We start from the raw sequence: 24,528 nt of genomic DNA on the forward strand, positions 1-24,528 counted from the left end.
TGCAGCGCGCCGATCGTCTCGCCGTCGTCCAGGTCGAAGCCGAGCAGCTCCTCGATGAGCGCGATCCGCTGGTAGAACACCGACCGGGACAGGTGACTCGCCGCCGCGGCCCTGGTGCGGTTGCCGGGATGCGCGAGGTACGCCCGGAGCACCTCGATCAGGTCGCCGTCGTTCGCGAGGTCGTGCTCGATGAGCGGCCGCAGCATCGTCTCGGAGTGCTCCAGCATCCGCGGGTCGCTGCCGAACGCGGTGACCAGGCGCAGCAGCGGACGGCGCTCGGCGCGCTGGACGACGGGCGCGCGGCCGCGACCGGCGGCCGCCCTGCCTGCGAGCGCGACCGCCTCCTCGATCGAGGAGAGCAGGCCGGGGATGCCGTGCGCGACGGACCCGACGCCGATCGCGGAGGCGTCCTCGCCGGCGACGGCCGCGAGCAGCGCATCCCCCGGCTCCCGGTCGCCGCGCGAGGACACGGCGACCACGAGCAGACCGGGCGCGGAGGGATGCGCCGCCGCGATCGCCTGCGCTCCCGCCGCCCGGGCGGCGTCGACGGCGCGCGCCGCCGCCGCGCCTGCGCTCTCCGCCCCGGCGCCGCGCGGCCGCACGGCGACGCCGGTCAGCACCCGCCCGGCGACCGGGAACCCCGCGGCGGCGAACCGCGCCGCCAGGCCGCCCTCGCCGGCGAACCGGCGCCCGAGCAGCGCACCGAGCAGGGCATCGTGACTGCGCCGCGTCCACTCGTCGTCGTCCCTGTCGGCGAGCCGGCTGAGGGCGAGCGCCACGGCCGCCTGCTCCAGCACCGTGGACCGGCCGGCGGGATGCGGCTCCCCCGGCAGCGCGATCAGGTGACCCCAGCGCATCCCGCGCGCCTCGACGGCCGTGATCGTCCAGCCCTCCTCGCCGACGCCGCGGTGCGCCAGCCGTGAGCGCTGCTCCCAGTCGGCGAGCTCCGCGTCCCCGTCCCGGAGGTTCTCGGCGGCGATGACCTGGTGGCCGGTGTCCTCGAGCACCACCGGGCAGCCGAGCACGCGCGCGGCCTGCGCCACGATGAAGTCGGCGGGGCTGCCGCGCAGGCTGAGCTCGGTGAAGAGCGCGTGGATCTCGTCCCTGGCCCGCAGGGCGACCATCTGCTCGTCGATGATCCTGGCGTGCACGGCCTCGGTGATCGCGACGAAGCGCGCCTCCCGGTGCAGCACGGCGAGCGGCAGTCCCGCCGCACGGAACTCCGCGACCAGGGCGTCCGGCGCGGACGGCATCCGCTCGCTCAGCTCGATCACGAGTCCGGCGATGCCCGCGTTCACCAGCTGACGGCCGAGACCGTGCAGGGCGGCGGAGTCCGCGGGCCAGCCCACACCGGTGGCGAGCAGCAGCTCTCCGCCCGAGACCAGGCGCGCCGCGCCGACGATCTCGGCCACGTGCACCCACCGGACGCGCGCATCCAGCCCGTCCTCCCCCGCCACCACTTCTGGGAGGGCGCCGGCCACCGCGTCCATCCGCAGCACCTCGCGCACGGTCGGCAGCAGCGCGGGCTGCGGCTCCGGACGAACTGTATTGTCCACGCTCAAGCTCCGACGATCTGGCATCCTCGCGCCGACCTCCACTCTGTGATCATTGGGATGCAAGCCTACTTCCCCGATCGGGCATTCCGTCCGACAACGAGCACTCAGGAGGACCCGTGGCCCTGATCCGCCACTTCGTCAACGGCGAGGAGACCGGCGAGCCGGTCCGCCTCGGCCCCGTCTTCGACCCCGCGACGGGCCGCCAGCAGCACGAGGTCGTGCTCGGCACCGTCGCCGACGTGGAGGCGGCGGTCGCCGCCGCGAAGGCGGCGCTCCCGGCCTGGCGCGCCACCAGCCTCACCAAGCGCGCCGACGTGCTGTTCCGGCTGCGGCACCTGCTCACCGAGCGCCGCGACGAGCTCGCCGCCATCGTCACCAGCGAGCACGGCAAGGTGCTCTCCGACGCGGCGGGCGAGATCGGCCGGGGCCTGGAGAACGTGGAGTTCGCCTCCGGCCTGATCGACAAGCTCAAGGGCGAGTACAGCGAGCAGGTCTCGACCGGCATCGACGTGCACAGCGTCAAGCAGCCGGTGGGCGTCGTCGCCTGCATCACCCCGTTCAACTTCCCGGTCATGGTTCCGCTGTGGATGGTCGCCAGCGCCATCGCCTGCGGCAACACCGTCGTGCTGAAGCCCAGCGAGAAGGATCCGTCCGCCTCGGTCTTCCTGGCGAGACTGTTCCAGGAGGCGGGCCTGCCGGACGGCGTGCTCAACGTCGTGCACGGCGACAAGGAGGCGGTGGACACGCTGCTCGACGCGCCGGACGTCTCCGCCGTCTCGTTCGTCGGCTCCACCCCGATCGCCCGCTCGATCTACCAGCGGGCGAGCGCCAACGGCAAGCGCGTCCAGGCCCTCGGCGGCGCCAAGAACCACATGGTCGTGCTGGAGGATGCCGACATCGACGCGGCCGCCGACGCCGCCGTCTCCGCCGCCTACGGCTCCGCCGGCGAGCGCTGCATGGCCGTCAGCGTCCTGGTCGCCGTCGGCGACGTCGCCGACCGGCTGGTCCCGGCCATCCAGAGCCGGCTCGGCTCGCTCGCGATCGGCCCCGGCACCGACCCGGCCAGCGAGATGGGCCCGCTCATCACCCGCGAGCACCGCGACAAGGTCGCCTCCTACGTCGCGGGCGCCGCTGCCGAGGGCGCGACCGTCGTCGTCGACGGCACCGAGCGCGGGTTCGACGGCGACGGCTTCTTCGTCGGCGTCAGCCTGATCGACCACGTGAAGCCGGGCACGAAGGTGTACGACGACGAGATCTTCGGGCCGGTGCTCTCGGTCGTCCGGGTGGACACGTTCGACGAGGCGATCGCGCTGGTGAACGCCAACCCGTACGGCAACGGCGTCGCGATCTTCACGCAGGACGGCGGCGCAGCACGCCGGTTCGAGTTCGAGATCGAGGTCGGGATGGTCGGGGTCAACGTCCCCATCCCCGTGCCGGTCGGTGCGTACTCGTTCGGCGGCTGGAAGAATTCGTTGTTCGGGGACTCGCACATCTACGGCCCCGAGTCGTTCCACTTCTACACGCGCAGCAAGGTCGTCACCACGCGCTGGCCCGAGCCGCAGCACTCGACGATCGAGCTCGCCTTCCCCGGCAACTCCTGAGCGATCACACGGAGGATCCCATGACCGACACGATCGACACCACCGCCCGCGCGGGCGCCGCCCGCACCGGCTTCACCGACCGCACGGGGGTGGAGCACCGCTTCGGCGACGCCGACGCCGAGACCCAGGTGCGCAGCGACGACCGCAACCACGTCTTCCACTCGTGGAGCGCTCAGGCGCACATCGACCCGCTGCCCATCGCGGCGGCCGAGGGCTCCACGTTCTGGGACTACCAGGGCAACGCCTACCTCGACTTCGGCTCCCAGCTGGTGAACCTGAACCTCGGCCACCAGCATCCGGACCTCGTGGCCGCCATCCAGCAGCAGGCAGGACGGCTCGCGACCATCCAGCCGTCGATGGCGAACGACGTGCGCGGCGAGCTCGCCCGGCGCATCGCGAACGTCGCGCCGGGAACGCTGAACACGGTCTTCTTCACCAACGGCGGGGCCGACGCGAACGAGTACGCGGTGCGGATGGCACGACGGGTCACCGGGCGCCGCAAGGTGCTCTCGATGTACCGCTCGTACCACGGCGGCACCTCGACCGCGATCTCGCTCACCGGTGACCCGCGGCGCTGGGCGAACGAACCGAGCGACCCGTCCGTCGCGCACTTCTTTGGTCCGTACCCGTACCGTTCCGCGTTCCACTCCAGCACCCCGGAAGAGGAGACGCAGCGCGCCCTCGAGCACCTCGAGAACGTCATCGTGCTGGAGGGCGCGGCCACCGTCGCGGCGATCATCATCGAGACCGTCGTCGGCACCAACGGCGTGCTGGTCCCCCCGCCCGGCTATCTCGCCGGCGTGCGGGAGCTGTGCGACCGCTACGGCATCGTCTACATCGCCGACGAGGTGATGGTGGGCTTCGGCCGCGTCGGCGAGTGGTTCGCCGTGGACGCGTTCGACGTCGTCCCCGACCTGATCACCTTCGCCAAGGGCGTGAACTCGGGGTACGTGCCGCTCGGCGGCGTGGTCATCTCGGACGCCATCGCGTCGTTCTTCGACGACGTGTCGTTCCAGGGCGGACTGACCTACTCCGGCCACCCGCTGGCGTGCGCGGCCGGCGTCGCGACGTTCGAGGTGTTCGAGCGGGACGGCATCCTCGAGCGCGTCCGCGACCTCGGCGCCCGCGTCGTCGAGCCCGAGATCACGTCCTGGCTCGAGAGGCACGCGTCGCTCGGCGAGGTGCGCGGCCGCGGGCTGTTCTGGGCGCTGGAGCTGGTGCGCGACCGCGACACGCGCGAGCCGCTCGTCCCTTTCAACGCGTCCGGCGCCGACGCCGCCCCGATGGCGGAGGTGGCCGCCGCGTGCAAGAAGGCCGGCGTCTGGCCGTTCACGCACTTCAACCGCGTGCACATCGCCCCGCCGCTGGTGATCACCGAGGAGGAGCTTCGCCGGGGCCTCGCCGCGATCGACGACGCCCTGACCATCGCCGACCGCTACGCGAGCGCCTGAATCGCATCCCACCCCTCCGCGGCACGGCCGTCCCCGATATCGTTGCAGCATGAGCGAACCCGGGGACGGCCGCGTCGCGGTCTATATCGACTTCGACAACATCGTCATCTCGCGCTACGACCAGGTGCACGGCCGTGGTCAATTCATGCGCGACCGGCAGAAGTCGGGAGGGGCGCCGAAGCCCGCCTTCGCCGCGAAGCTCGCGGAGGCCCGCGTCGACCTCGGTGCGGTCATCGACTTCGCGTCGTCGTTCGGCACCCTGGTGCTGACCCGCGCCTACGCAGACTGGTCCGCCGCGGTGAACGCGGAGTACCGCGGCCAGCTCGTCGGGCGGGCGGTCGACCTCGTGCAGCTGTTCCCCGCCGCCGCGTACGCGAAGAACGGCGCCGACATCCGGCTGGCCGTGGACGCGGTGGAGGACCTGTTCCGGCTGCCCGAGCTCACCCACGTGGTGATCGTCGCAGGCGACTCGGATTACATCCCGCTGGCCCAGCGGATCAAGCGGCTCGGCCGGTACGTGATCGGGATCGGCGTCGCCGGGTCCACCGCGCGCTCGCTCGCCGCCGCGTGCGACGAGTTCGTCAGCTACGACGACCTGCCCGGCATCGCCAGGGACGAGGCCGCGGAGCCGGACGTGGCCGAGGTCGAGGTCGCTGAGACGGCAGCGGCGGAGCCCGTCACCGAGCCGACCGCCGCCGAGGATGCCCCCGCCGCCGGCGAGCAGGCGCCCGCGCAGCCGAAACGCGCCACCCGCAAGCGCAAGAGCACCGCCGCCCCGGTCGATGTGCCTGAGGAGGAGGACGAGCCGCAGGTCGACTCGCAGGCCATCGCCACCCGGCTGCTCGCCAGGGCCCTGCAGCTCGGCCACGAGAAGGACGACTCGGAGTGGCTGCACAGCTCGGCCGTCAAGGGCCAGATGAAGCGGATGGACCCGTCCTTCAGTGAGAAGGCCCTCGGCTACCGCTCGTTCTCCGACTTCGTGAAGTCCCGCAGCGATCTGGTGGAGCTGGACGACAGCTCCACCGCCCAGATGGTGCGCCTCGCGCCGACCCGGTCCCGGCGTGCGCGGCACAGCGGCAAGGCCACCGACTCGGTGAGGGCGTCATGACCGGCACGGCGGAGCCGCGCCGGCCGGGCGTGGTGACCGCGGTCGCGATCCTGTGCTGGGTGGTCGGCACGCTGGAGGGCCTCACCGGCATCCTGTACCTGAGGCTTGCGTCCCTGAACGCGATGACGGACACCCCCGCCGCGAGCGCCTTCACGTTCGGCATCGGCTACATCGTGGTCGGGCTCGCCTACATCGCGGTCGGCTTCGGCGTGTTCCGCGGTGCCGATCTCGCCCGCGTCATCGTGCTGCTGGTCAGCCTGATCAACTTCGCCGTCGGCCTGTTCACCGCGCTGAGCGGCCAGCCGCTGACCGGCATCCTCTCGATGGGGCTCGCCGTCGCGATCACGCTTCCGCTGTGGGCGGGACCGGGACGCGCGTGGTTCGACGCCCGCCGCTCGCGATCATCCTGAGCGAGCATCCTGAGCGCGCATCCAGCAAGCGGGCGTTGACTGACGCCCATGGGACGACAGTGGATCGCGGAGCAGTGGGGCGGGCCGGAAACGTGGCGGTTCGCGGAGACGGAGACCCGGCAGCCGGGCACCGGTGAGGTCACCATCCGGGTGCGAGCCGCCGGCGTCAACCCCGCCGACTACAAGCACGTTGCGTCGCCGCGACCCGGACTCCAGCTCCCCGTCCCGATCGGCTACGAGGTCGCCGGGGTGATCGCCGCGATCGGACCGGACACCGAGATCGCCTCCGGCGGCGGCGCCGAGGGCGACGAGGTCCTCGCCTTCCGCATCCAGGGCGGCTACGCCACCGAGGTGACGGTGCCGGCGAAGGACGTCTTCGCCAAGCCGCCCCGGCTCGCCGACGAGGAGGCGGCGAACCTGCTCCTGGCCGGCACGACGGCCGCGCAGATGCTCGACGTCACCCGCGTCCGCGGCGGTGAGACCATCCTCGTGCACGGCGCGTCCGGCGCGGTCGGCGTCAGCATCCTGCAGCAGGCGGCGGAGCTCGACGTGCGGGTGATCGGCACGGCGAGCGAGCAGAGCTTCGCGCGCGTCCGCCGCTTCGGCGGCGTTCCCGTCGCGTACGGACCGGGCCTCGCCGACCGGGTGCGGGAGGCGGCGCAGGGCGAGGTGGCCGCGGCGCTGGACACCGTGGGCACCGACGAGGCGGTGGACGTCTCGCTCGAACTGGTGCCGGATCGCGACCGGATCGTCACGATCGTGGCCGCACAACGCGCCGAGCGGGAGGGCTTCCGCGCCGTCGCCGGCGCGCAGCCGGAGAGCGCCGCGTTCCGGGACGCCGCCAGGGGCCGCCTGATCGCGCTCGCCGGCAGCGGGCGCCTGCAGGTGCCGGTGGCGAAGACCTACCCGCTCTCCGAGGCTCCGGAGGCGCTCCGCTTCCTCGCCGAGGGCCACCCCGGCGGCAAGATCGCCCTGCTCCCCTGACCCTGCCCGGGCCAGCAGGTCGCCGAGCGGTCGCGACACGCCGCCGTGCGTCCGTCGACGCGGCGCGTCGCGACCGCTCGACGCCCCCGCAGAGGGCGGACGCGCAGGTACGCCCCGCGCGTCCGGCCAGGCCGCCGGAGCGCTCTTTCAGCGGTCGGTCACGCCACCTGCAGCTGGGTGCGCGCGGGCGACGGGCAGATCAGGAAGGCGTGACCGTGGTCGCGCTCCGTCACGTGCATGTCGATCCGTGCGCCGCACAGCGGGCAGGTCGCCGCTTCCGTCCTCGCCGTCTCCGGCCCGTAGGGGCCGAGCGGAGGCGGACCGAGGACCGGGAGCAGCTTGGCGTCAAGCCACTCCGCTGCTCGCCCGGCGCGCCCGCCGAGCCGGCCCTCCACCTTGTTCATGCTCCGATGGTAGGCCGGTTCCGCGGCAGTGTGACCGATGCCGGAGGGACTCACAGCGCACTCTCTCAGAGCCCTAGGAAGTGGCAGGCTCCTGCCTGCCCCGGGGGCGGACGAACACCAGCAGGCCGAGGTGCACCACCGCGAGTCCGCTGGCGACCGCGACGGCGGCGAGCCAGCTGGATGCGGTGGTGCCCGCGCTGAAGAGCAGGCCGAGGATCGTGGTCGCGACGATCGCTCCGACATACCGGGACGTCTGGAAGATGCCGGCCGCGACACCGGCGTCCTGGGGGCGCGCCGACGCGTACAGCGCCTGGTTCATCGCGATGCTCACCACGCAGTACGGCACGCCGAGTGCCGCGGTCAGCAGCAGCACCACCCACGGCGCGGTGGTGGCGGCGGCGAAGGCGAGCAGCGCGGCGCCGGCGATCAGGGCGACCGCGCCGGTGATCAGGGTGGGACGGAGCCCGATGCCCTCGATGGCGCGGGCGGCGAGCGGCGTGATGACGATGGTGACCGCCGCGAGCGGGAACATCAGCAGCCCGGCGATGCCCGCCGGATAGCCGCCGTGCTCCTGCAGGTACTGCGGCAGGCCGAAGAACGCCGAGTAGTAGACGATGTTGAAGATCGCGAAGCACAGGTAGACCATCAGCAGCCGGCGGTTCGCGGCGAGCAGGCGCAGGTCGAGGAACGGGTGGCGCGTGCGCAGCTCGCGCAGCACGAAAAGACCGCCGGCGACGACGGCGACCGGCAGCAGCCACCAGAGCGGTTGCGGGTTCAGATCGAGCAGGAAGACCAGCAGCGCGGTCAGGGTGGCGACGAACAGCAGGATGCCCGGCACGTCCGATTCGGCGATGGTGCGGCGCAGCGGCACGCGCTCGCGGCTGGCGTCGCGCGGCGCCAGCATCCAGACGCCCGCGAACGCGAGGGCGGACAGCGGCACGTTGACCCAGAAGATCGACGGCCAGCCGAGGAACGTGACGAGCGCACCGCCGAGCACCGGCCCGACCGCGGCGCCCGAGGTGTTCGCGATCTGGATGCGGCCGAGCAGCCGCGGTGTTCCGACGTCGCTGCGCGCGGCGATGGTGCGCAGCATGGCGATGGCCGAGGGGAACGCCGTAGCGGTGCCGATGGCGAGGGCGACCCGCCCGATGCAGACGCCGACGAAGGAGCCTGCGAAGGGCGTGACCGCGCACGCGAGCGCGACCACGAGCATCCCGAACAAAAACAGCCGGCGCGGACCGAACCGATCCGCGAGGCGCCCCATCAGGGGCTGCCCGGCCGCCGAGGCCAGATAGAACGAGGTGATGACCCAGGTGACCGTTGTGACGTCCACGCGGAACGAGTGCTGCAGCGGCACGAGCGCCACCGCGATCATCGAGGAGTTCAGCGGGTTGAGCAGCGTGCCGAGGCTGAGCGCGGCGACCGCCCAGCCCGCACGGGTGCGGTCGGGCGGGGCTGCTGTCACGCCCCCACCCTACCCGCGGCGGTGGATGCGGCCCCGGCTACTCCCGGAGGTCGTCGGTGGTGAGCGGGATGGTCGAGCGGTACGGGTAGGCCGGCATCGAGGAGAACTCCTCGTCGTCGTCCAGCTCGTACACGTCGTAGGCGAGAGCGCCCGCGAACGTCGTCGCCACGCGGATCTCGCCCGGCGGACACCCGCCGATCAGGGGCACGACCACGACGCTGTCCAGGGTCCGGCCGTCCTCGTAGAGGAGCGCCGCTTTGATGGTTCGCGTGAGAGCGTCCATGTCGCGGACTTTACGCCGGAGCTGGTGTGTCACTTGACGACGCGCGGGCTCCCGGCGAAAGTGTGACTCGGAGGAAGAATGGGAACGTTGATCTACGACGGCGCGGACGGCTTCACGTTCGACGACCGCGTGCTCGCTCATCTGCAGGCGGTCATCGCCACGAAGCTTCGCCGGCGGGAGGGGTTCCTGCTCCTCTGGACCGACCGGACCAGCTCGGAGCAGGGCACGCTCCGCTCGATCTGGCTCGACCCGTCGATCAGCCTGCAGTTCGTGTTCGCGCGGCCGGTGCTCCCCGAGCTCAACCGCGAATGGCTGACCATCATGACGGAGAAGGCCAACGGGAACGGCGGACTGCACCTCGACGACGAGCTGCGCGCCGAGATCCGCGAGGAGATCCCCGAGGGCACCTATCGCGGCCGCAAGCGGTCGGCGAGCTGAGGCGGCGAGGATGGGACGCCTCATCTACGGCAATGGGCAGCAGTACGAGTTCGACGACCGCACGCTCGCGCACGTCAAGATCGCCCTGGTGACCAAGCTGCGCCGCCACGAGAGCTTCCTGCTGAACTGGCAGATCCCGCTCGAGCAGGGAGGCGGCAGGATGAGCATCTGGGTCAGCAGGGAGATCCCGATGGCGTTCGTCTTCGGCGGCAGCCGTCCGCCGCGGCTCAACGAGCGCTGGATGGACGCGCTGCTGCACACCAGCCAGCGCACCGGCGGGATGGTCGTGATGACCGAGGAGGAGGCCGAGTCCGGCGACTACAGCGACCGCTGAATCCCGACGCCGCGTCCGCGACCGACGTCAGGCGACGAGCGGATGCCGCCGCGACGGCCCGTCGGCCGCGGTCGCCGCTCGGCGGCACCGCGGGTTGACGCAGCGCATCGCGACCGTCACCACGGCCCAGCTGCCACCGACGGCCGGCATCAGCCGTCTCTCCCGCTCCAATGGCGCGCCGCACACGGCGCAGATCCCCGTTCCCGCGACCATAGAAACCAACCCCGTCCCGAAACCGCTGTCTCCATGGTCCGCCCGGCCGGCCACCGGCGCAAGGGAGGGGGTGCCACCGGGGCGGCGGGCTCCTAGACTCCGGCCATGCCGGTGTGGACGGGCGGTCCCGCGCTGCTGACGCAGCTGCTCCTCCTGCTGCTCGCCTTCGTGCTGTCGGCGATCATCGGGGTGGAGCGGGAGCGGCAGTACAAGAGCGCGGGCCTCCGCACGCACATCCTCGTCGGGCTCGGTGCCGCCATGTTCACGCTGATCTCGGCGTACGGCTTCACGGCGCTCGGGATGCCCGCGACGGACCCGTCCCGCATCGCGGCCCAGGTGGTGACCGGGATCGGCTTCGTCGGCGCCGGGGTGATCTTCGTCAACCGCGGCAACGTGGTCGGGCTCACGACCGCCGCGTCCATCTGGGTGACGGCAGCGGTCGGGATGGCGTGCGGGGCCGGGATGCCGCTGCTCGCGATCGCCGGGGCGCTGCTGCACCTGATCGCCGTCGGCACGCTGCCGGCCGCCGAGCGGATGCTGCGCCGGCGCACCGGCGCCGCGCTCACGGTGCGCATCGACCCGCGCACGGCGGCGCTCCCCTCCCTGCTCGAGCGCTGCGACGCGAGTGCCGCGAAGACCCGCATCGACGACCTGCGGCGGACGCACGACGGGGTCGAGGTGAGCGTCCACGTGCGCGGCAGGCAGGCGGAGACCGACCGCCTCATCGCCGACCTCGGCGGGATCGACGGGGTGCTGTCGGTCGCCGCCGCCACCGCGCGGCCCTAGGGCGTGCCCGACCGATCAGTGTGACGGGCGGTCGTGCTCGGCCTTCGGGTAGTCGCCGCTGCGCAGGTGCGAGCTGCGGACCAGTGGCTCCCCGCCGTCGCGCTCCGAGCCGACGTACGCGCCGACGATGTCCGCCTCGGGCCCCGCGTGACCGTCGGACTCCGTGTAGCGACCGTGGACGTCGCGCGGCGCGGCCGTCTCCGGCTCTGCCTGGGTGTAGCGGCCCTCGACGCGGTCGCGCCCCTCTGCCTCGACCATGACCATCGCCTCCTTAGTTGCGATAGCGCAATCATCCCACGGGAGCGTTCCGGCGAACACAGGTCGGGAGCGATTCCGAGCGTGCTCGCATCTTGCGCAAATGTTGCCCGTCCGCAAGCGATCCGCGGTAGAACTGAGGGATGGACGCCACGCCGGAAAACCTGCACGAGGTGGATGCCGCCCTGCTCGCGGCGGACGTGATGATGGGCGTCGCCGCGCGCTCCGTCATGGACGTCGACGACATCGTCACCTCCCCGCAGTTGCGCGTGCTCGTGACCGTCGCCACCCGGGGTCCGCAGAACCTCGGTGAGATCGCCACCGAACTGGGCGTGCACGCTTCGAACGCGACCCGAACGTGCGACAAGCTGGTCCGCGCCGGACTTCTCGCCCGCACGGAGAACCCGACCGATCGGCGCTTCGTGCGTCTCACGCTGACCAGGAAGGGCACCGCCCTCGTCGACCGGGTGATCGACCACCGCCGTGCGGCACTCGCCACGGTCCTCGAGGCCATGGATCCCGCGGAGCGCGCCGCCGCGGCCGACGGGTTCCGCGCGTTCGCGCTCGCCGCCGGCGTCCGGCAGGGCGCGGACGGCCGGTTCACCCTCGTCCACCCGCCCGCGGCCGCGAGCGCCTAGCCCCGTCGTCCCGCCGGAAGCCCGCGCGAAGCGACGCCGAAGCGGTAGCGTCGCACCGTGGAGATCACCGTTCGGACCAGCCTCGGCCCCGGCCGCCTCGTCGTCGCGGAGGCGGAGGTGCCGGTCGCCGTGCTCTGGCTCGGCCACGGCGCGGGCGGCGGCATCGGCGCCGCGGATCTGGCGGCCATCGCCGCGCGCCTGCCTGGGCAGGGCGTCACGGTCGCACGGTACGAGCAGCCCTGGCGCGTGGCGGGCAAGCGGGTCGCCTCCCGTCCCGAGCAGCTGGACACCGCGTGGCGCGAGACCGCGCCCGCAGTCCACGAGCTCGCCGGGGACCTTCCCCTGTTCACCGGCGGCCGCAGCGCCGGCGCCCGCGTCGCCTGCCGCACCGCGGCGGACACCGGCTCGGCCGGCGTCGTCTGCCTCGCCTTCCCGCTGCATCCACCCGGACGCCCGGAGTCGTCCCGCCGCGACGAGCTGCTCACCCCGACGGTGCCTGTCCTGGTGGTGCAGGGCGACCGCGACACGTTCGGCGGAGCGGAGCTGGTCGCCACCGAGGCCGCGGACCGACCGAACATCCGGGTGGTCCCTGTCCCTGGCGCCGACCACGGCATGAAGACCCTGAAGTCCTCCGCGCTGGATGCGCACGACGTCGCCGGCCTCGTCACGTCCGCCGTCACGCACTTCATCCGCGACGTGGTCGCCCCCTGAGGACGCACGCCGCGGGAAAGGCCCCCACGGACGCCTGCGCGCGCTAGTCGTCCGGCGTGACGACCTGCTGCACCTCGGAATCGTCGCCGACGGTTCCGGGAACGGTCTCCGCGTACAGATAGGCGGCGGACGCAGGCCAGGAGCTCCCGTCGATCAGTCGGTACACATCCACGGCGGCGGCCCCGGCGAACGTCGTGGCGGCGCGGATGGCCGCGGGCGCCGCCGGACCGCGGATGGGCAGGCGCAGACTGAAGCTGTCCCGAAGCTCGTCAGGGAAGAGGAAGACCGCGACGAAGGTGCCTTCGTCCCCCGTGGCCCCGTCCATCGCCCCACCCTCCCGTGCGAGTCGTGGAACGAGAGAGGGCTGGATGCCTCCCCCGCCGCCTCGCCGGAATGATGCACCCGCGAGTGGTGCGGCGGCAATACGCCATCGGCCGGCTTTCCGGACCGCGTCGTCTCGAAAACCGGGACTGCCCGAGCCACCATGCGATGACGCAGAATGCCGCCATGAGCGAATCGGAGATCACCGGAGCGACCACGCTCGGCCCCGGGCACGTCCCCGGCGGCATCCCGCTGAAGATCCGCCTCAGCGAGGCAGACCTCTCCGCTCTGGCGCGCATCGCCAAGCGCAAGGACACCACTGCCGCCGCACTAGTGGAGCAGCTGGTGCTCGGCGCCCTGGCGCACGCGGAGGTGCCCGCGGCCGCGGAGTCGACTCCCAAGCGGCGCCACACCACCTACGAGCAGGCCACCAGCGGCTACCGCGCCGACTGAGCGCGCCTCCACTCTTCCCCTCTTTCAGGGCGATTCCGCGCGCCCGGAAAAAGTTTGCTATTCAGTGTTGCTATCTACCGGTACTCGGCGTTACTATCTACTGGTAGTCAACAACACTGAGTAGTTAGGGGGGTTCCATGAGCAAGCAGGCCACAGAGATGCTCAAGGGAACACTCGAGGGCATCGTCCTCGCCATCCTCGCCGGCCGCGCCGCGTACGGCTACGAGATCACCTCGTGGCTCCGCGACCGGGGATTCACCGACATCGCGGAGGGCACGATCTACGCCCTCCTGGTCCGGATCGAGCAGCGCGGGCTCGTGGACGTCGAGAAGGTGCCCTCGGAGAAGGGCCCGCCGCGCAAGGTCTACTCCCTGAACGCGCAGGGCAGGGAGTACCTGGATGAGTTCTGGAGGACGTGGAGCTTCCTCTCGGACCGACTCGAACAGCTCCGCGAAGGGGACAACTGACATGGCATCGAAATGGATCGAGATGGTCACCGGATCGCTCGAGCAGAAGAAGCAGTACCGGCAGCTGAGGGGCCGCCTGGAGGCGCTACCCGAGCCGTACCTCGAGGTGGCGAAAGCGGTGCAGCGGTACCTCATGTACCGGGGCGGCATCACCGATGGCGAGACCCTCATCGTGATGATGGGCGACTTCGTCGAGCTCTGGGAGCGCGCCGCAGCAGACGGCACCCCGGTGCGGGACATCGTCGGCGACGACCCGGTCGAGTTCGCGGACGCCTTCATCGAGGCGTACCTCGGCAAGCGCTGGATCGACAAGGAGAAGGCACGCCTCACCGCGGCGGTCGAGGCGGCAGAACAGACAGAGGAGAAGGGCCGATGACGGCAGTGTTGCAGGACCCGGCGATCCGGGTCCGAGGACTCGAGAAGTCCTACAAGAAGCTCAGCGTCCTCCGCGGCGTCGACTTCGATGTCGAGCGGGGCAGCATCTTCGCGCTGCTCGGCTCCAACGGCGCAGGCAAGACCACGGCGGTGAAGATCCTGTCCACCCTGCTGAAGGGGGACGGCGGGACCGCCACCGTCAACGGCTTCGACGTCGCGTCGAAGGCGGCGGACGTGCGGGACTCGATCAGCCTGACCGGGCAGTTCGCCGCGGTCGACGAGGTGCTCACCGGGCGTGAGAACCTGATCCTGGTGGCGCAGCTGCGGCATCTGAAGAAGCCGGCCGCCGTCGCGGACGAGCTGCTCGCCCGGTTCTCGCTCACCGACGCGGGCTCCCGCAAGGTGGCGACCTACTCGGGAGGCATGCGCCGGCGGCTCGACATCGCGATGAGCCTGATCGGCAACCCGCCGGTGATCTTCCTCGACGAGCCGACCACCGGTCTCGACCCGCAGGCGCGGATCGAGGTCTGGGAGGCCGTCAAGGAACTCGCCAGCCGCGGCACCACGGTGCTGCTGACCACGCAGTACCTGGACGAGGCGGAGCAGCTCGCCGACCGCATCGCCATCCTGCACGAGGGACGCATCATCGCCAACGGCACCCTCGGCGACCTGAAGAAGCTCCTCCCGCCGGCCGAGGTCGAGTACGTGGAGAAGCAGCCCAGCCTGGAAGACGTCTTCCTGGCCATCGTCGGCCCCCGGGCCTCGACAGAAACGGAGGAAGCACGATGACCGCAGCAACGTTCGTCGCGGACACCACCGTCCTCACCGGGCGGTCCATGCGACACATCACACGCAGTCTCGACACCATCATCACCACCGCGCTCATGCCGATCGCGTTCATGCTGCTGTTCGTGTTCGTGTTCGGCGGGGCGATCAACACGGGGAGCTTCGAGGGCTCGTACGTGAACTACCTGCTCCCCGGCATCCTGCTCATCACGGTCGCCACGAGCATCTCGTACACGGCCTACCGGCTGTTCATGGATCTGAAGGGCGGCATCTTCGAGCGCTTCCAGTCCATGCCGATCGCCCGCTCCAGTGTGCTGTGGGCGCACGTGCTGACCTCGCTGGTCTCCACGATGATCTCGGTGGTGCTGGTCGTGCTGGTCGCGCTGCTGATCGGGTTCCGCACCGGTGCGAGCGTGCTCGCCTGGCTCGGGGTCGCCGGCATCCTGGTGCTGTTCACGCTGACGCTGACCTGGATCGCGGTGATCGCGGGACTGTCGGCCAAGACGGTGGACGGGGCGAGCGCCTTCTCGTACCCGATCATCTTCCTGCCGTTCATCAGCTCGGCCTTCGTGCCGACGGAGACGATGCCGGGTCCGGTGCAGTGGTTCGCGGAGAACCAGCCGATCACCTCGATCGTCAACTCCATCCGGGCGCTGTTCGCGCAGCAGCCGGTGGGCAACGACATCTGGATCGCGCTCGCCTGGTGCGTCGGCATCCTGATCGTCGCCTACGTCTTCGCGATCACCATCTACCGGCGCAAGATCACCGCGGGATGACACACCGCCTCGGGACCACGACGGCCGCCACCCTCTCCGGGTGGCGGCCGTCGCGTGCGTAAGGCGCGTTTCCTGCTACTCCCCCGCGCGGGGCCCGGCGCCCGCACGCCGGCGCAGCGCCACCAGTGCGGCGCCGGCGAGGAGCGCGGCGAGCGCGGTCGCCGCGAGGAACGGCTCCGCGGCCAGGGTGGATCCCGTCGACGCGAGCTCCGCCGGGTCGCCGTCCTGCGCGCCGACCGCAGCCGAGTCGGCCGCGGCGACCGTGACGGCCGCCGTCCCGACCTGCACGCCGTTCACGACGACCACCACGCTGTGCGCGCCGGCCGGGACGGACGCGGGGATGGTCGTGCTCAGCGCGAACGCGCCAGAGGCGTCCGTCGACACCGTGCCGAGCAGCACCGGGTCGGAGTGCAGCTCGACCCGCACGCCGGCGACGTTCGCGGCGAACCCGGTGCCCGCGACGGTGACGCTGCCGCCCGCGACGAGAGCGCCACTCACCGTGATGTGGCCGTGGACGGTGGTGGGGTCGGGGGTGCCCGGGTCGCCCGGCGTGCCAGGATCGGTTCCCGTCGCCTCGACCGTGACGGGAGCGGAGGCGGCGGAGGGCGCGGAGGCGCCGACCGCGTTGGCAGCGGTGACGGTCGCGGTGTACTGCCCTGCGGCCAGACCGGTGAACGTCGCGCTGAGGGTCGCCGCATCCGTGGTCTTCGTGAGGCCGTTCGAGAGCCGGACCGTGTAGCCGGTGATGGCCGAGCCACCGTCGGCGGGCGCCGCCCACCTCACGGTGACGTCGGAGCCGTTCGCCGTCGCCGTCGGTGCTGCGGGCGCGGCTGGCGCGGTCGCGGCGGGCGGAAGCGTCGCCCGGTACGCGGTCATGTACGCGAGCTTGCCCGGCTTCGCCGACGAGTACGGCTGGGCGAGCTTCGCCCACTCGCCCTTGCTCTCTGCCTTGCCGTCGTTCCACGCGGTGAACGCGGAGAGGTCGGACGCGGTGTAGCCGCTCTCGGCATCCACGACGTCGGTGGGAGCGAGCGCGACCTGGGCCTGCGTGATCTGCTTCACGAGCGCGAGGGACGCGTCCCAGTCGTCCTGGTTCCAGCCCGCCACGTCGATGTCGGCGTGGCCGCGCAGCCAGGTGCCCCAGTAGAACTCCTGGAACGGAACGGCGCCGTCGGCTGAGTAGCCGATGTCGCGGGCGAAGTACATGATGCTGCGGTAGCGGTCGTCCTCGAAGCTCGCGAGGCCGACCGTCTTCGGCAGCTGCGCCGGCGTGATGGCGTCGCCGTCGACGTCCCGCAGCCACGTCCACTTGTTGGCCTTCATCGCATCCCAGAACGCCGACTCGGTCAGGCCGCTCAGGTTGCCGAGCACGCGCAGGCGGACGTGCGTGTCCATGCCGCCCTGTGCGTCCTCCGCGAAGGACGTGAGCGTGTGGTGCCCGTCGGTCAGGTAGAGCGCGCCCTGCGGACCGATCACGACGGTCTTCATCGGCGCGATGGAGTCGGCGGTCTCCGATCCGAGCGGGATCGTGCACGTGAACGAGGAGGAGTCGCGCAGCGTGGAGGCGGCGCTCGTCGTGGCCGCGGCGCCCTGGCCGTTCGCCTCGCACCAGTCGTCGAACTTCTTGTTGACGGCGTCCTTGCTGAGTGCCGTCGAGTAGCGGCCGAGCTTGTAGTAGACCTCGTCGTAGCCGAGCGAGGGCTGGGTCGGGTGGACGTCGCCGATCCGGACGTCGAGCAGCCGCTCCGGCTCCGCGCAGAGCGCGCGGGTGTCGCCGGTGACACAGCTCGGGTCCTTGACGTCGGTGGCGCCGGGGGCGGCGACGGCGGGCGCGGCGATGGCGACGGCGCCGAGCGCCGTGCCGATGGCCAGGACGGCGCCGACGACGGCGCCGAAGGGTCGATGGGTCACGGGGATCCGTTCTCTGAGGGGACGTTCAGGAATGCATCTCCTGACCCTGCTGAGGTCAGACCACCGGGGAGTGGCGCGACGGTGAACGGATCGCGGCCCGCGCGTGAACGGAGGTGCCGGCGGTGCCGGCGGTGCCGGCCTCAGCGCGCGGCGCTACGGTACAGCGCGTCGAGCTCCGGGATCCAGCGGTCCGCCGTGAAGTGCTCCGCGATGTACGCTCGGGCGTTCAGCGCGGACGAGGCCGCGCGCGGGTCGGCGAGGACGTGGACCGTCTGCTGGACCGCCTCCGCGATGGAGCCGCTCAGCACGGGCAGCTCCCCCGAGTCGCCGATCAGCGTGGCCGGCACCACGACGGCGGGACCGATCGCCATCGCCTCGCGCTCGCTCACCGCGAGGATGCCGGCCGCCTGGCCGACCACGACATCCGCCGTCGCCAGCCAGCGCAGATATTCCTCGTGCGTGCCCCTCGGCACCAGCTCGACGCCGAGCGCCGCAGCGTCGCGCGCCTCCGGCCCCCAGTCGAGGCCGACCATCCGCACTCCGGCGGGTAGCGCCGGCTTCAGCGCACGCACGAACTCGAGCTGGCGCTGCACGTTCTTGCTGTCGTCCCAGCGCGAGGCGAACGCGAGCGTCCGCGCGCCGCCGTTCGACGGCGCCCACTCCGGCAGCAGTTCGAGCTGCACGAACCCCGCCATGTAGCGCGCGTCGGAACGGGCGGTCGTCGCCTGCTCCTCGGTGTCGACGTTCGTGTAGTAGACGGCGATCGCGCCGTCGATCGCCGACTGGATGAGCGCGTGCGTCTCCGGCGCCGCCCACTGGGTGCGGATGTCCGTGCCGTGCAGGTGCAGCGCATATGGCCGCCGCGGAATGTACGGCTTGCGCATCAGCGGCACCGAGGTCGCGTAGTGGATGTGCAGCACGTCGCTGGTCAGCGCGACCCGCTCGTGGCGCGCAACGTACGGAAGCTCGGCGAGCAGATGCTTCCCGCCGCGGAAGCCGGCCGCGGGCCGCACCCGCTCCGGCGGGACGTACCCCCACTCGAGCCCCGCGCGCCCCGCCGCGCGCACCAGCGCCTGACCGACGAAGGCGCAGTCGTTGAAGTGCGTGACGCGCGGTGGGCGGGAGGCGGGCATCCCCCAATTCTGCCATGGCGGCCGCTCCGGCTCGGCGGTCACGCAGGCGCCCGTCTGTAAGATGACGCGGGTGAAAGCCCTCTGGCGCACGTTGCGCGACCTCGTCCCCCTCCTGCCCGCGGCGGGTCAGCGCTACCTGAAGTTCTACACCTGGTTCGTCGGCCTGCTCGCGGTCCTCGACGCGTTCTCGCTCGGCCTTCTCGCGATCGTCATCTCGCCGCTGCTCTCCGGCAGCTCGCTGACCGTCCCGATCCTCGGGACGATCGACACCACCGGCCTGATCTGGCTGCTCGTGCTCATCTGCGTCGTGGTCATCCTGAAGGGCGTGCTCGCGTCCCTGATCCAGTACTTCGCGACCCGCCGGTTCGCCGCCTTCGAGCTCAGCATCGGCGACCGGCTGCTCAGCGCGTACCTCGCCTCGCCCTGGGTGGAGCGTCTCAAGCGGAACTCGGCCGACGTGGTCCGCCTTGCCGACTGGGGCATCGCGAACACGATCGCCGGGGTCCTGCTCCCCGCCGCCTCGCTGGTCGGGGAGGCGACCACCTTCGTCGTGGTGTTCCTCGTGCTCGCGATCAGCCAGCCGGTGATCGCCCTGACCGCCCTCGTGTACCTCGGCCTGGTCGGCATCGCCCTCTACTTCTGGGTCTCCCGCCGGTCGCAGGTGGCCGGCCGGGTCAACCGCGACTACTCGTACCGCGTGTCGCGCCTGCTCACCGAGATGATCGGCGCGCTCAAGGAGGTGACGCTCCGGAACAAGTCGCAGGAGGTCGCCGAGGTGGTCCACCAGGAGCGCATCAAGACCTCCCGCGCACGTGCGAACATCCAGTTCCTCAACCTGGTGCCGCGGTACATCCTGGAGTCCGCGGTCATCGGCGGCATCGTGCTCGTCGGCGCCGTCGGCTTCCTCACCGGCGGCAGCCTCGTGGCAGCGATCACGGCGGTGTCGGTCTTCAGCCTCGCCGGCTTCCGGATGGCCCCCTCGATCACGCGTTTCCAGGCCGTGATCGGCACGACGACGGCGAACCTGCCGCACGCCCAGAACGTCATCGCCGACATCACGGCGATGGAGAAGCAGAACGCCGAGGCCCGCGCGGGTGCCGACACCGGCGTGCTCCCCGAGCACCCGACGAGCCTGGACCTCGACGCGGTCACCTTCGCCTACTCCCCCGATTCGCCTGCGGCGCTGCGCGAGGTCGACCTGTCCATCCCGTTCGGGTCGACCGTCGCCTTCGTCGGCTCGTCGGGCGCGGGCAAGTCGACGCTGGTCGATCTGATCCTCGGGCTGGTGGAGCCGACCGGAGGCTCGATCACCATCGACGGGACGCCGCTGCGGCACGTCGCCTCTGCGTGGCACTCCCGGGTCGGCTACGTGCCCCAGGACGTGTCGCTGTTCGACGGGACCGTCGGCCAGAACGTCGCCCTGACGTGGTCGGACGACGTCGACCCGGTTCGTGCGCAGGCGGCGCTGGAGCAGGCGCAGCTGTGGGATGTGATCGCGAACCGCGAGGGCGGCCTCGACGGCGTCATCGGCGAGCGCGGTCTCGCCCTCTCCGGCGGCCAGCGCCAGCGCCTGGGCATCGCCCGCGCCCTATACGTCGACCCGTTCGTGCTCGTGATGGACGAGGCGACCAGCGCGCTCGACACGGCGACCGAGGCGGCGGTCGCTCAGGCGATCAGGGAGCTGCACGGCAAGGTCACCGTCATCCTGGTCGCGCACCGGCTGTCGACCATCCGGCACGCCGACACCATCTACTTCATGTCGGACGGGCGGATCGTGGCGAGCGGGAGCTTCGACGAGCTCGTGCGCACCGTCCCGGCGTTCGCCGAGCAGGCCGCGCTCGCCGGAATGACCGGCTAGCTGTTCCCCGGCGGGCGTGACCCGGGATTCAGTGCTCGCCCTTGATCACGAAGAACGAGCCGCGGATCGTGCCGGCCAGTTTCGACCTCTGGCGCGCGAACTTGAAGGCCGCCAGCTCCTCCGGCACCTCCATGCCGTCGGAGAGCTTGAACCCGACCGCGCGCTTGCCGCCCGGCTCGAGCGTGTAGAGCACGTTGATCGACAGTCCCGACTCGTAGAAGACGTACGTCCAGCGCACTCCCTCGACCTCGAAGTCGGTCGCCTCGAGCGCCGGGGAGGCGATCTCGATGTCGCGCTCCTCCTTCAGGATGCGCGCGACACGCTCGACCGACTCCGCTCCCGCGGCATCCGCGGGCTCGGTCGTGAAGACGTGGTCGTACTTGTTGCGGAAGTAGCGGGCCTCGTTGGCCCGCAGCCCGGCGAGCGCCGGGGAGACCGGCGACGACTCCAGGCCGACCGTTGACACGTTCTCGAAGTCGACGACGTACGACATGCACCCTCCCGATCCGATTGGCTGCCTCCACGGTACTGCCTCGGCCGCCTCAGGGGAGGGTGCGGCGCATCAGCCAGCGGTCGGCGCCGCCCGAGTGCGCCGTCGTCTTGGCGTGCCGCCGGAAGCCGTGCGCCTCGAACAGCGCGACCGTGCCGACGTAGCCGCTGATCACGTCTACCTTCGCCCCGCCGGTGTCGACCGGGTACCCCTCCACCAGCTCGGCGCCGGCCGCCCGCGCGTGCGCGACCGCACCGTCCAGCAGCTCGTGCATGAGCCCCCGGCCCCGGAATCCGGCGCGAACCACGAAGCAGACGATCGACCACGGGTCGCGATCCTCGTCCAGGTGCGGGATGGTGCGGGAGTTGAGCAGCCGCCGGTACGTCGACTTGGGAGCCACCGAGCACCACCCGGCCACCTGATCGTCCACGTAGGCGAGAACGCCTGGTCCTGGCTCCCGCTCGCACTCGTCGTGCATGTACGCGATGCGCTCCGGCATCCCGAGCCGCGCGTCCCGGTACGACATGCACACGCATCCCCCGCCGCCCGGCTTCCGCGGCACCATGAACGTCGCGAAGTCGTCCCAACGCCCGGTCGCGGGCAGCACCTCGATCCCCATGAAGGGATGCTAGCGCCGGGGTCCGACAGCGTCGCGCGGGCGGGTGGTGCGGCAGAGTCGAGAAGGGAGGACGTCCAGCGCCACTACGCCGGCAGACGCGACGAAGGGAGGAGATCCGGGCACTTCAAGCCGGGACCGCCTCCCTTCTCGACCAGCGAGCAACAGGCCCGCTACACGTTGAAGCGGAACTCCACCACGTCCCCGTCCTGCATGACGTAGTCCTTGCCCTCCATGCGGGCCTTGCCGCGGGAGCGGGCCTCGGCGACGCTGCCCGCGTCGACCAGGTCGTCGAAGGAGATGACCTCGGCCTTGATGAAGCCCTTCTCGAAGTCGGTGTGGATCACGCCGGCCGCCTGCGGGGCCTTCCAGCCCTTGTGGATGGTCCAGGCGCGCGACTCCTTCGGCCCCGCGGTGAGGTAGGTCTGCAGGCCGAGGGTGTCGAAGCCGATGCGGGCCAGCTGGTCCAGGCCCGACTCCTCCTGGCCGGTTGAGGCGAGCAGCTCGGCGGCGTCGGCGGGGTCGAGGTCGATCAGCTCGGACTCCAGCTTCGCGTCCAGGAACACGGCCTGGGCGGGCGCGACCAGCGCGGCGAGCTCGGCGCGGCGGGACTCGTCGGTCAGCACGTCCTCGTCCACGTTGAACACGTAGATGAACGGCTTGGCCGTCAGCAGGCCGAGCTCCCTCACGGGCTCCAGGTCGATGTCGGAGGACGACAGCGGCTTGCCCGAGTTCAGGTACTCGATCGCGGCGCGGGCGGTCTCCAGGACCACCGGCTCCAGCTTCCGGCCCTTGACCTCCTTCTCGTAGCGCGTCTCGGCCTTCTCGAGGGTCTGCAGGTCGGCGAGGATGAGCTCGGTGTTGATCGTCTCCATGTCGCCGGCTGCGTCCACCTTGCCGGCGACGTGCACGACGTCCGGGTCGCTGAAGCCGCGCACCACCTGGGCGATCGCGTCCGCCTCGCGGATGTTCGCGAGGAACTTGTTGCCGAGGCCCTCGCCCTCGCTCGCACCCTTCACGATGCCGGCGATGTCGACGAATGACACCGGGGCGGGCAGGATGCGCTCGCTGCCGAACAGCTCGGCGAGGGTGTCGAGCCGCGGGTCGGGCAGGTTCACCACGCCGACGTTCGGCTCGATCGTCGCGAACGGGTAGTTCGCGGCGAGCGCCGTGTTCTTGGTCAGGGCGTTGAAAAGGGTGGACTTGCCGACGTTGGGCAGGCCGACGATACCGATAGTGAGAGCCACGGTCGACCATTCTACCGGCCGTGGTCAGTCCTCCCTGCTGGCGCGGTAGCAGCGGGTGACGTACGGGAGCTCGATCCGCTCGGCGCCCGCCAGCTCGGGATGCTCGGCGTGCAGCCGGCGCAGGGACGCGATCACGGCGGCCTGTGCGTCCGGGTCCTTCGTGATGAAGTAGCTGCGCGAGCGGGCGAGGTCGAGCAGGCCGTCGAGCGTGAGGGACTGCACCCAGTGCACGGTGTGCCTCTCGAGCGGTCCGAACGGGGCAGCGAGCCGCGGTTCGTCGTCCTCGCCGAACGTCGCCTCCCCCGCGCCCATCAGCTCGCCGAGTTCGCGCACCCAGTCGACGCTCTCGTCCCTGTCGTTCCAGACCAGGCCGAGCCGACCGCCGGGGCGCAGGACCCGCGCGACCTCCGGGATGGCCCGCCGCGCATCCACCCAGTGCCAGGCCTGCGCGGCGACGACGAGGTCGACGCTTCCGTCCGGGAGCGGGATGGACTCCGCCGCACCGACCCGCGCGTCCGCACCGGGCAGCCGCTCGCCCAGCACCCGCAGCATCTCCGGCGACGGGTCGACCGCGAACGTCTCGAGTCCGAGGCCGGCGAGCGCCGCGGTGAGCTTGCCGGTGCCGGCGCCGAGGTCGAGCACCGGGCCCTCGATCCCCTCGGCGAGCCAGGCGACCGCCTCGGCCGGGTAGCCGGGCCGCGCCGCGTCGTACACGTCGGCCGCGCGTTCGAACGCCGCCGCGTGCTCCTCCTTGTCCCGTCGCTCCTTCATGCCACCGACCCTAGCCCCGCCCGGTCGCGGCCCCGTCGATGCGGATCAGGCGGCTCGGCGTGGCAGGCGAAGGGACGTCGGTGGGGCGTGCGAGCATGACGACGTGCCACTGGATTTCACCGCCATCGACTTCGAGACCGCGAACTCCTCGGCGGCGTCCGCCTGTTCCGTCGGGCTGATCAAGGTGCGGGACGGCAAGGTCGTCGACCGCGCGGGCTGGCTCATCCAGCCGCCGTACGGACACGACCACTTCCAGGAGTGGAACGTGCGCATCCACGGCATCCAGCCCGAGGATGTGGTCGGCGCCGCGGGCTGGGTCGACCAGCTCGCCGACCTCGTCGAGTTCGCGGAGGACGACCACCTCGTCGCGCACAACGCCGGCTTCGACATGGGCGTGATCCGCGCCGCCTGCGCCGCGACCTTCGTCGCCTGCCCCGAGTACCGCTACCTGTGCAGCCTGGCGGTCGCGCGCCGCACCTACCACCTGGAGTCGTACCGGCTGCCGGTGGCCGCGATGGCCGCCGGATTCGAGGACTTCCACCACCACGACGCGCTCGCCGACGCCGAGGCGTGCGCGGCCATCGTCATCCACGCCGCCCGCCGTCACGGCGCGGCGACGGTGGACGATCTCGCCGCCCTCACCGGCGCACGGGTCGGCCGAATCGGCGTGCCCGCCGCCGCCTGAGG

At 71.5% G+C, this 24,528-nt stretch carries 29 protein-coding genes and 1 pseudogene; 17 read left to right on the forward strand and 13 right to left on the reverse strand.

Annotated features, from left to right (window positions below):
* Positions 1-71 precede the first annotated feature (71 nt).
* A pseudogene (locus tag AAME72_RS00005) lies at positions 72-1,580 on the reverse strand (PucR family transcriptional regulator ligand-binding domain-containing protein); the annotation flags it as partial.
* Between the two features lie 92 nt (positions 1,581-1,672).
* On the opposite strand from AAME72_RS00005, the gene AAME72_RS00010 reads away from it, so the two are divergent.
* The 5 genes from AAME72_RS00010 to AAME72_RS00030 are packed head-to-tail and all read left to right on the forward strand — an operon-like array spanning position 1,673 to position 7,110.
* Positions 1,673-3,157 carry a CoA-acylating methylmalonate-semialdehyde dehydrogenase gene (locus AAME72_RS00010; RefSeq protein ID WP_348788217.1) on the forward strand — a complete coding sequence of 495 codons (1,485 nt, stop codon included), beginning with the start codon at positions 1,673-1,675 and terminating at the stop codon, positions 3,155-3,157.
* Complete coding sequence (locus AAME72_RS00015) at positions 3,154-4,608, forward strand: aspartate aminotransferase family protein (RefSeq protein ID WP_348790181.1); 1,455 nt, start codon at positions 3,154-3,156, stop codon at positions 4,606-4,608. Before AAME72_RS00010 ends, AAME72_RS00015 begins: the two co-directional genes overlap by 4 nt.
* A gap of 49 nt (positions 4,609-4,657) precedes the next feature.
* Positions 4,658-5,716 (forward strand): NYN domain-containing protein, encoded by a 1,059-nt coding sequence (locus AAME72_RS00020; RefSeq protein WP_348788218.1) that lies wholly within the window; start codon positions 4,658-4,660, stop codon positions 5,714-5,716.
* Positions 5,713-6,126, forward strand: coding sequence for a hypothetical protein (locus AAME72_RS00025; protein WP_348788219.1), 414 nt, complete (start codon positions 5,713-5,715; stop codon positions 6,124-6,126). The genes AAME72_RS00020 and AAME72_RS00025 overlap by 4 nt, the downstream gene beginning before the upstream one ends.
* A 48-nt stretch (positions 6,127-6,174) precedes the next feature.
* Positions 6,175-7,110, forward strand: coding sequence for an NADP-dependent oxidoreductase (locus tag AAME72_RS00030; protein ID WP_348788220.1), 936 nt, complete (start codon positions 6,175-6,177; stop codon positions 7,108-7,110).
* A gap of 158 nt (positions 7,111-7,268) precedes the next feature.
* On the opposite strand, the gene AAME72_RS00035 is transcribed toward AAME72_RS00030, so the two are convergent.
* From AAME72_RS00035 to AAME72_RS00045, 3 genes are all read right to left on the reverse strand, one after another.
* The gene (locus AAME72_RS00035) at positions 7,269-7,514 is read right to left on the reverse strand and encodes a hypothetical protein (RefSeq protein ID WP_348788221.1); all 246 of its coding nucleotides are present in this window, start codon (positions 7,512-7,514) and stop codon (positions 7,269-7,271) included.
* Between the two features lie 73 nt (positions 7,515-7,587).
* Complete coding sequence (locus AAME72_RS00040; protein ID WP_348788222.1) at positions 7,588-8,979, reverse strand: MFS transporter; 1,392 nt, start codon at positions 8,977-8,979, stop codon at positions 7,588-7,590.
* A 37-nt stretch (positions 8,980-9,016) separates the two neighbouring features.
* Positions 9,017-9,262 carry a hypothetical protein gene (locus AAME72_RS00045; protein WP_348788223.1) on the reverse strand — a complete coding sequence of 82 codons (246 nt, stop codon included), beginning with the start codon at positions 9,260-9,262 and terminating at the stop codon, positions 9,017-9,019.
* Between the two features lie 78 nt (positions 9,263-9,340).
* Between AAME72_RS00045 and AAME72_RS00050 the strand changes: the two genes are divergently transcribed.
* Positions 9,341-9,700, forward strand: coding sequence for a hypothetical protein (locus AAME72_RS00050; RefSeq protein ID WP_348788224.1), 360 nt, complete (start codon positions 9,341-9,343; stop codon positions 9,698-9,700).
* 10 nt (positions 9,701-9,710) lie between these two features.
* On the forward strand, positions 9,711-10,034 hold the full coding sequence (locus tag AAME72_RS00055) for a hypothetical protein (RefSeq protein WP_348788225.1): 324 nt from the start codon (positions 9,711-9,713) through the stop codon (positions 10,032-10,034).
* A 27-nt stretch (positions 10,035-10,061) separates the two neighbouring features.
* On the opposite strand, the gene AAME72_RS00060 is transcribed toward AAME72_RS00055, so the two are convergent.
* Positions 10,062-10,184: a hypothetical protein gene (locus AAME72_RS00060; protein WP_348788226.1), complete on the reverse strand. Its 123-nt coding sequence runs from the start codon at positions 10,182-10,184 to the stop codon at positions 10,062-10,064.
* Positions 10,185-10,352: 168 nt separating this feature from the next.
* Here AAME72_RS00060 and AAME72_RS00065 point away from each other — a divergent pair, with 168 nt between their 5' ends.
* Positions 10,353-11,033 (forward strand): MgtC/SapB family protein, encoded by a 681-nt coding sequence (locus AAME72_RS00065; RefSeq protein ID WP_348788227.1) that lies wholly within the window; start codon positions 10,353-10,355, stop codon positions 11,031-11,033.
* A 15-nt stretch (positions 11,034-11,048) separates the two neighbouring features.
* Here AAME72_RS00065 and AAME72_RS00070 read toward each other — a convergent pair whose 3' ends face one another.
* Positions 11,049-11,291 carry a hypothetical protein gene (locus AAME72_RS00070; RefSeq protein WP_348788228.1) on the reverse strand — a complete coding sequence of 81 codons (243 nt, stop codon included), beginning with the start codon at positions 11,289-11,291 and terminating at the stop codon, positions 11,049-11,051.
* 140 nt (positions 11,292-11,431) lie between these two features.
* Between AAME72_RS00070 and AAME72_RS00075 the strand changes: the two genes are divergently transcribed.
* Positions 11,432-11,926, forward strand: a complete 495-nt coding sequence (locus AAME72_RS00075) for a MarR family transcriptional regulator (RefSeq protein ID WP_348788229.1) — start codon at positions 11,432-11,434, stop codon at positions 11,924-11,926.
* 57 nt (positions 11,927-11,983) lie between these two features.
* Positions 11,984-12,637 carry an alpha/beta family hydrolase gene (locus tag AAME72_RS00080; protein ID WP_348788230.1) on the forward strand — a complete coding sequence of 218 codons (654 nt, stop codon included), beginning with the start codon at positions 11,984-11,986 and terminating at the stop codon, positions 12,635-12,637.
* A 43-nt stretch (positions 12,638-12,680) separates the two neighbouring features.
* Here AAME72_RS00080 and AAME72_RS00085 read toward each other — a convergent pair whose 3' ends face one another.
* A complete protein-coding gene (locus tag AAME72_RS00085) occupies positions 12,681-12,962 on the reverse strand; it encodes a hypothetical protein (RefSeq protein ID WP_348788231.1) in 282 nt (93 codons plus the stop codon).
* Positions 12,963-13,144: 182 nt separating this feature from the next.
* Between AAME72_RS00085 and AAME72_RS00090 the strand changes: the two genes are divergently transcribed.
* The 5 genes from AAME72_RS00090 to AAME72_RS00110 all read left to right on the forward strand — a co-directional run bounded on the left by AAME72_RS00090 (position 13,145) and on the right by AAME72_RS00110 (position 15,815).
* Positions 13,145-13,411: a hypothetical protein gene (locus AAME72_RS00090; RefSeq protein ID WP_348788232.1), complete on the forward strand. Its 267-nt coding sequence runs from the start codon at positions 13,145-13,147 to the stop codon at positions 13,409-13,411.
* 137 nt (positions 13,412-13,548) lie between these two features.
* Positions 13,549-13,878, forward strand: coding sequence for a PadR family transcriptional regulator (locus AAME72_RS00095; RefSeq protein WP_348788233.1), 330 nt, complete (start codon positions 13,549-13,551; stop codon positions 13,876-13,878).
* Between the two features lies 1 nt (position 13,879).
* Positions 13,880-14,254, forward strand: coding sequence for a DUF1048 domain-containing protein (locus AAME72_RS00100; protein ID WP_348788234.1), 375 nt, complete (start codon positions 13,880-13,882; stop codon positions 14,252-14,254).
* Positions 14,251-15,042 (forward strand): ATP-binding cassette domain-containing protein, encoded by a 792-nt coding sequence (locus AAME72_RS00105; RefSeq protein WP_348788235.1) that lies wholly within the window; start codon positions 14,251-14,253, stop codon positions 15,040-15,042. The genes AAME72_RS00100 and AAME72_RS00105 overlap by 4 nt, the downstream gene beginning before the upstream one ends.
* The gene (locus tag AAME72_RS00110; protein WP_348788236.1) at positions 15,039-15,815 is read left to right on the forward strand and encodes an ABC transporter permease; all 777 of its coding nucleotides are present in this window, start codon (positions 15,039-15,041) and stop codon (positions 15,813-15,815) included. Before AAME72_RS00105 ends, AAME72_RS00110 begins: the two co-directional genes overlap by 4 nt.
* A 75-nt stretch (positions 15,816-15,890) precedes the next feature.
* Here AAME72_RS00110 and AAME72_RS00115 read toward each other — a convergent pair whose 3' ends face one another.
* Both AAME72_RS00115 and AAME72_RS00120 read right to left on the reverse strand, forming a co-directional pair.
* A complete protein-coding gene (locus AAME72_RS00115) occupies positions 15,891-17,726 on the reverse strand; it encodes a ParB-like protein (protein WP_348788237.1) in 1,836 nt (611 codons plus the stop codon).
* 140 nt (positions 17,727-17,866) lie between these two features.
* Positions 17,867-18,859, reverse strand: a complete 993-nt coding sequence (locus AAME72_RS00120; RefSeq protein ID WP_348788238.1) for a hypothetical protein — start codon at positions 18,857-18,859, stop codon at positions 17,867-17,869.
* Positions 18,860-18,929: 70 nt separating this feature from the next.
* Here AAME72_RS00120 and AAME72_RS00125 point away from each other — a divergent pair, with 70 nt between their 5' ends.
* Positions 18,930-20,717: an ABC transporter ATP-binding protein gene (locus AAME72_RS00125; RefSeq protein ID WP_348788239.1), complete on the forward strand. Its 1,788-nt coding sequence runs from the start codon at positions 18,930-18,932 to the stop codon at positions 20,715-20,717.
* A 28-nt stretch (positions 20,718-20,745) separates the two neighbouring features.
* On the opposite strand, the gene AAME72_RS00130 is transcribed toward AAME72_RS00125, so the two are convergent.
* From AAME72_RS00130 to AAME72_RS00145, 4 genes are all read right to left on the reverse strand, one after another.
* Positions 20,746-21,210 carry a phage tail protein gene (locus AAME72_RS00130; protein WP_348788240.1) on the reverse strand — a complete coding sequence of 155 codons (465 nt, stop codon included), beginning with the start codon at positions 21,208-21,210 and terminating at the stop codon, positions 20,746-20,748.
* Between the two features lie 49 nt (positions 21,211-21,259).
* The gene (locus tag AAME72_RS00135; RefSeq protein WP_348788241.1) at positions 21,260-21,826 is read right to left on the reverse strand and encodes a GNAT family N-acetyltransferase; all 567 of its coding nucleotides are present in this window, start codon (positions 21,824-21,826) and stop codon (positions 21,260-21,262) included.
* Between the two features lie 170 nt (positions 21,827-21,996).
* Positions 21,997-23,070 carry a redox-regulated ATPase YchF gene (gene ychF, locus AAME72_RS00140; RefSeq protein WP_348788242.1) on the reverse strand — a complete coding sequence of 358 codons (1,074 nt, stop codon included), beginning with the start codon at positions 23,068-23,070 and terminating at the stop codon, positions 21,997-21,999.
* Positions 23,071-23,094: 24 nt separating this feature from the next.
* Complete coding sequence (locus AAME72_RS00145; protein WP_348788243.1) at positions 23,095-23,841, reverse strand: class I SAM-dependent methyltransferase; 747 nt, start codon at positions 23,839-23,841, stop codon at positions 23,095-23,097.
* A gap of 103 nt (positions 23,842-23,944) precedes the next feature.
* Here AAME72_RS00145 and AAME72_RS00150 point away from each other — a divergent pair, with 103 nt between their 5' ends.
* The gene (locus tag AAME72_RS00150) at positions 23,945-24,526 is read left to right on the forward strand and encodes an exonuclease domain-containing protein (RefSeq protein ID WP_348788244.1); all 582 of its coding nucleotides are present in this window, start codon (positions 23,945-23,947) and stop codon (positions 24,524-24,526) included.
* Positions 24,527-24,528: the final 2 nt, after the last annotated feature.

The sequence above is a fragment of the Leifsonia sp. NPDC080035 genome (assembly GCF_040050925.1).
Lineage (GTDB): Bacteria > Actinomycetota > Actinomycetes > Actinomycetales > Microbacteriaceae > Leifsonia.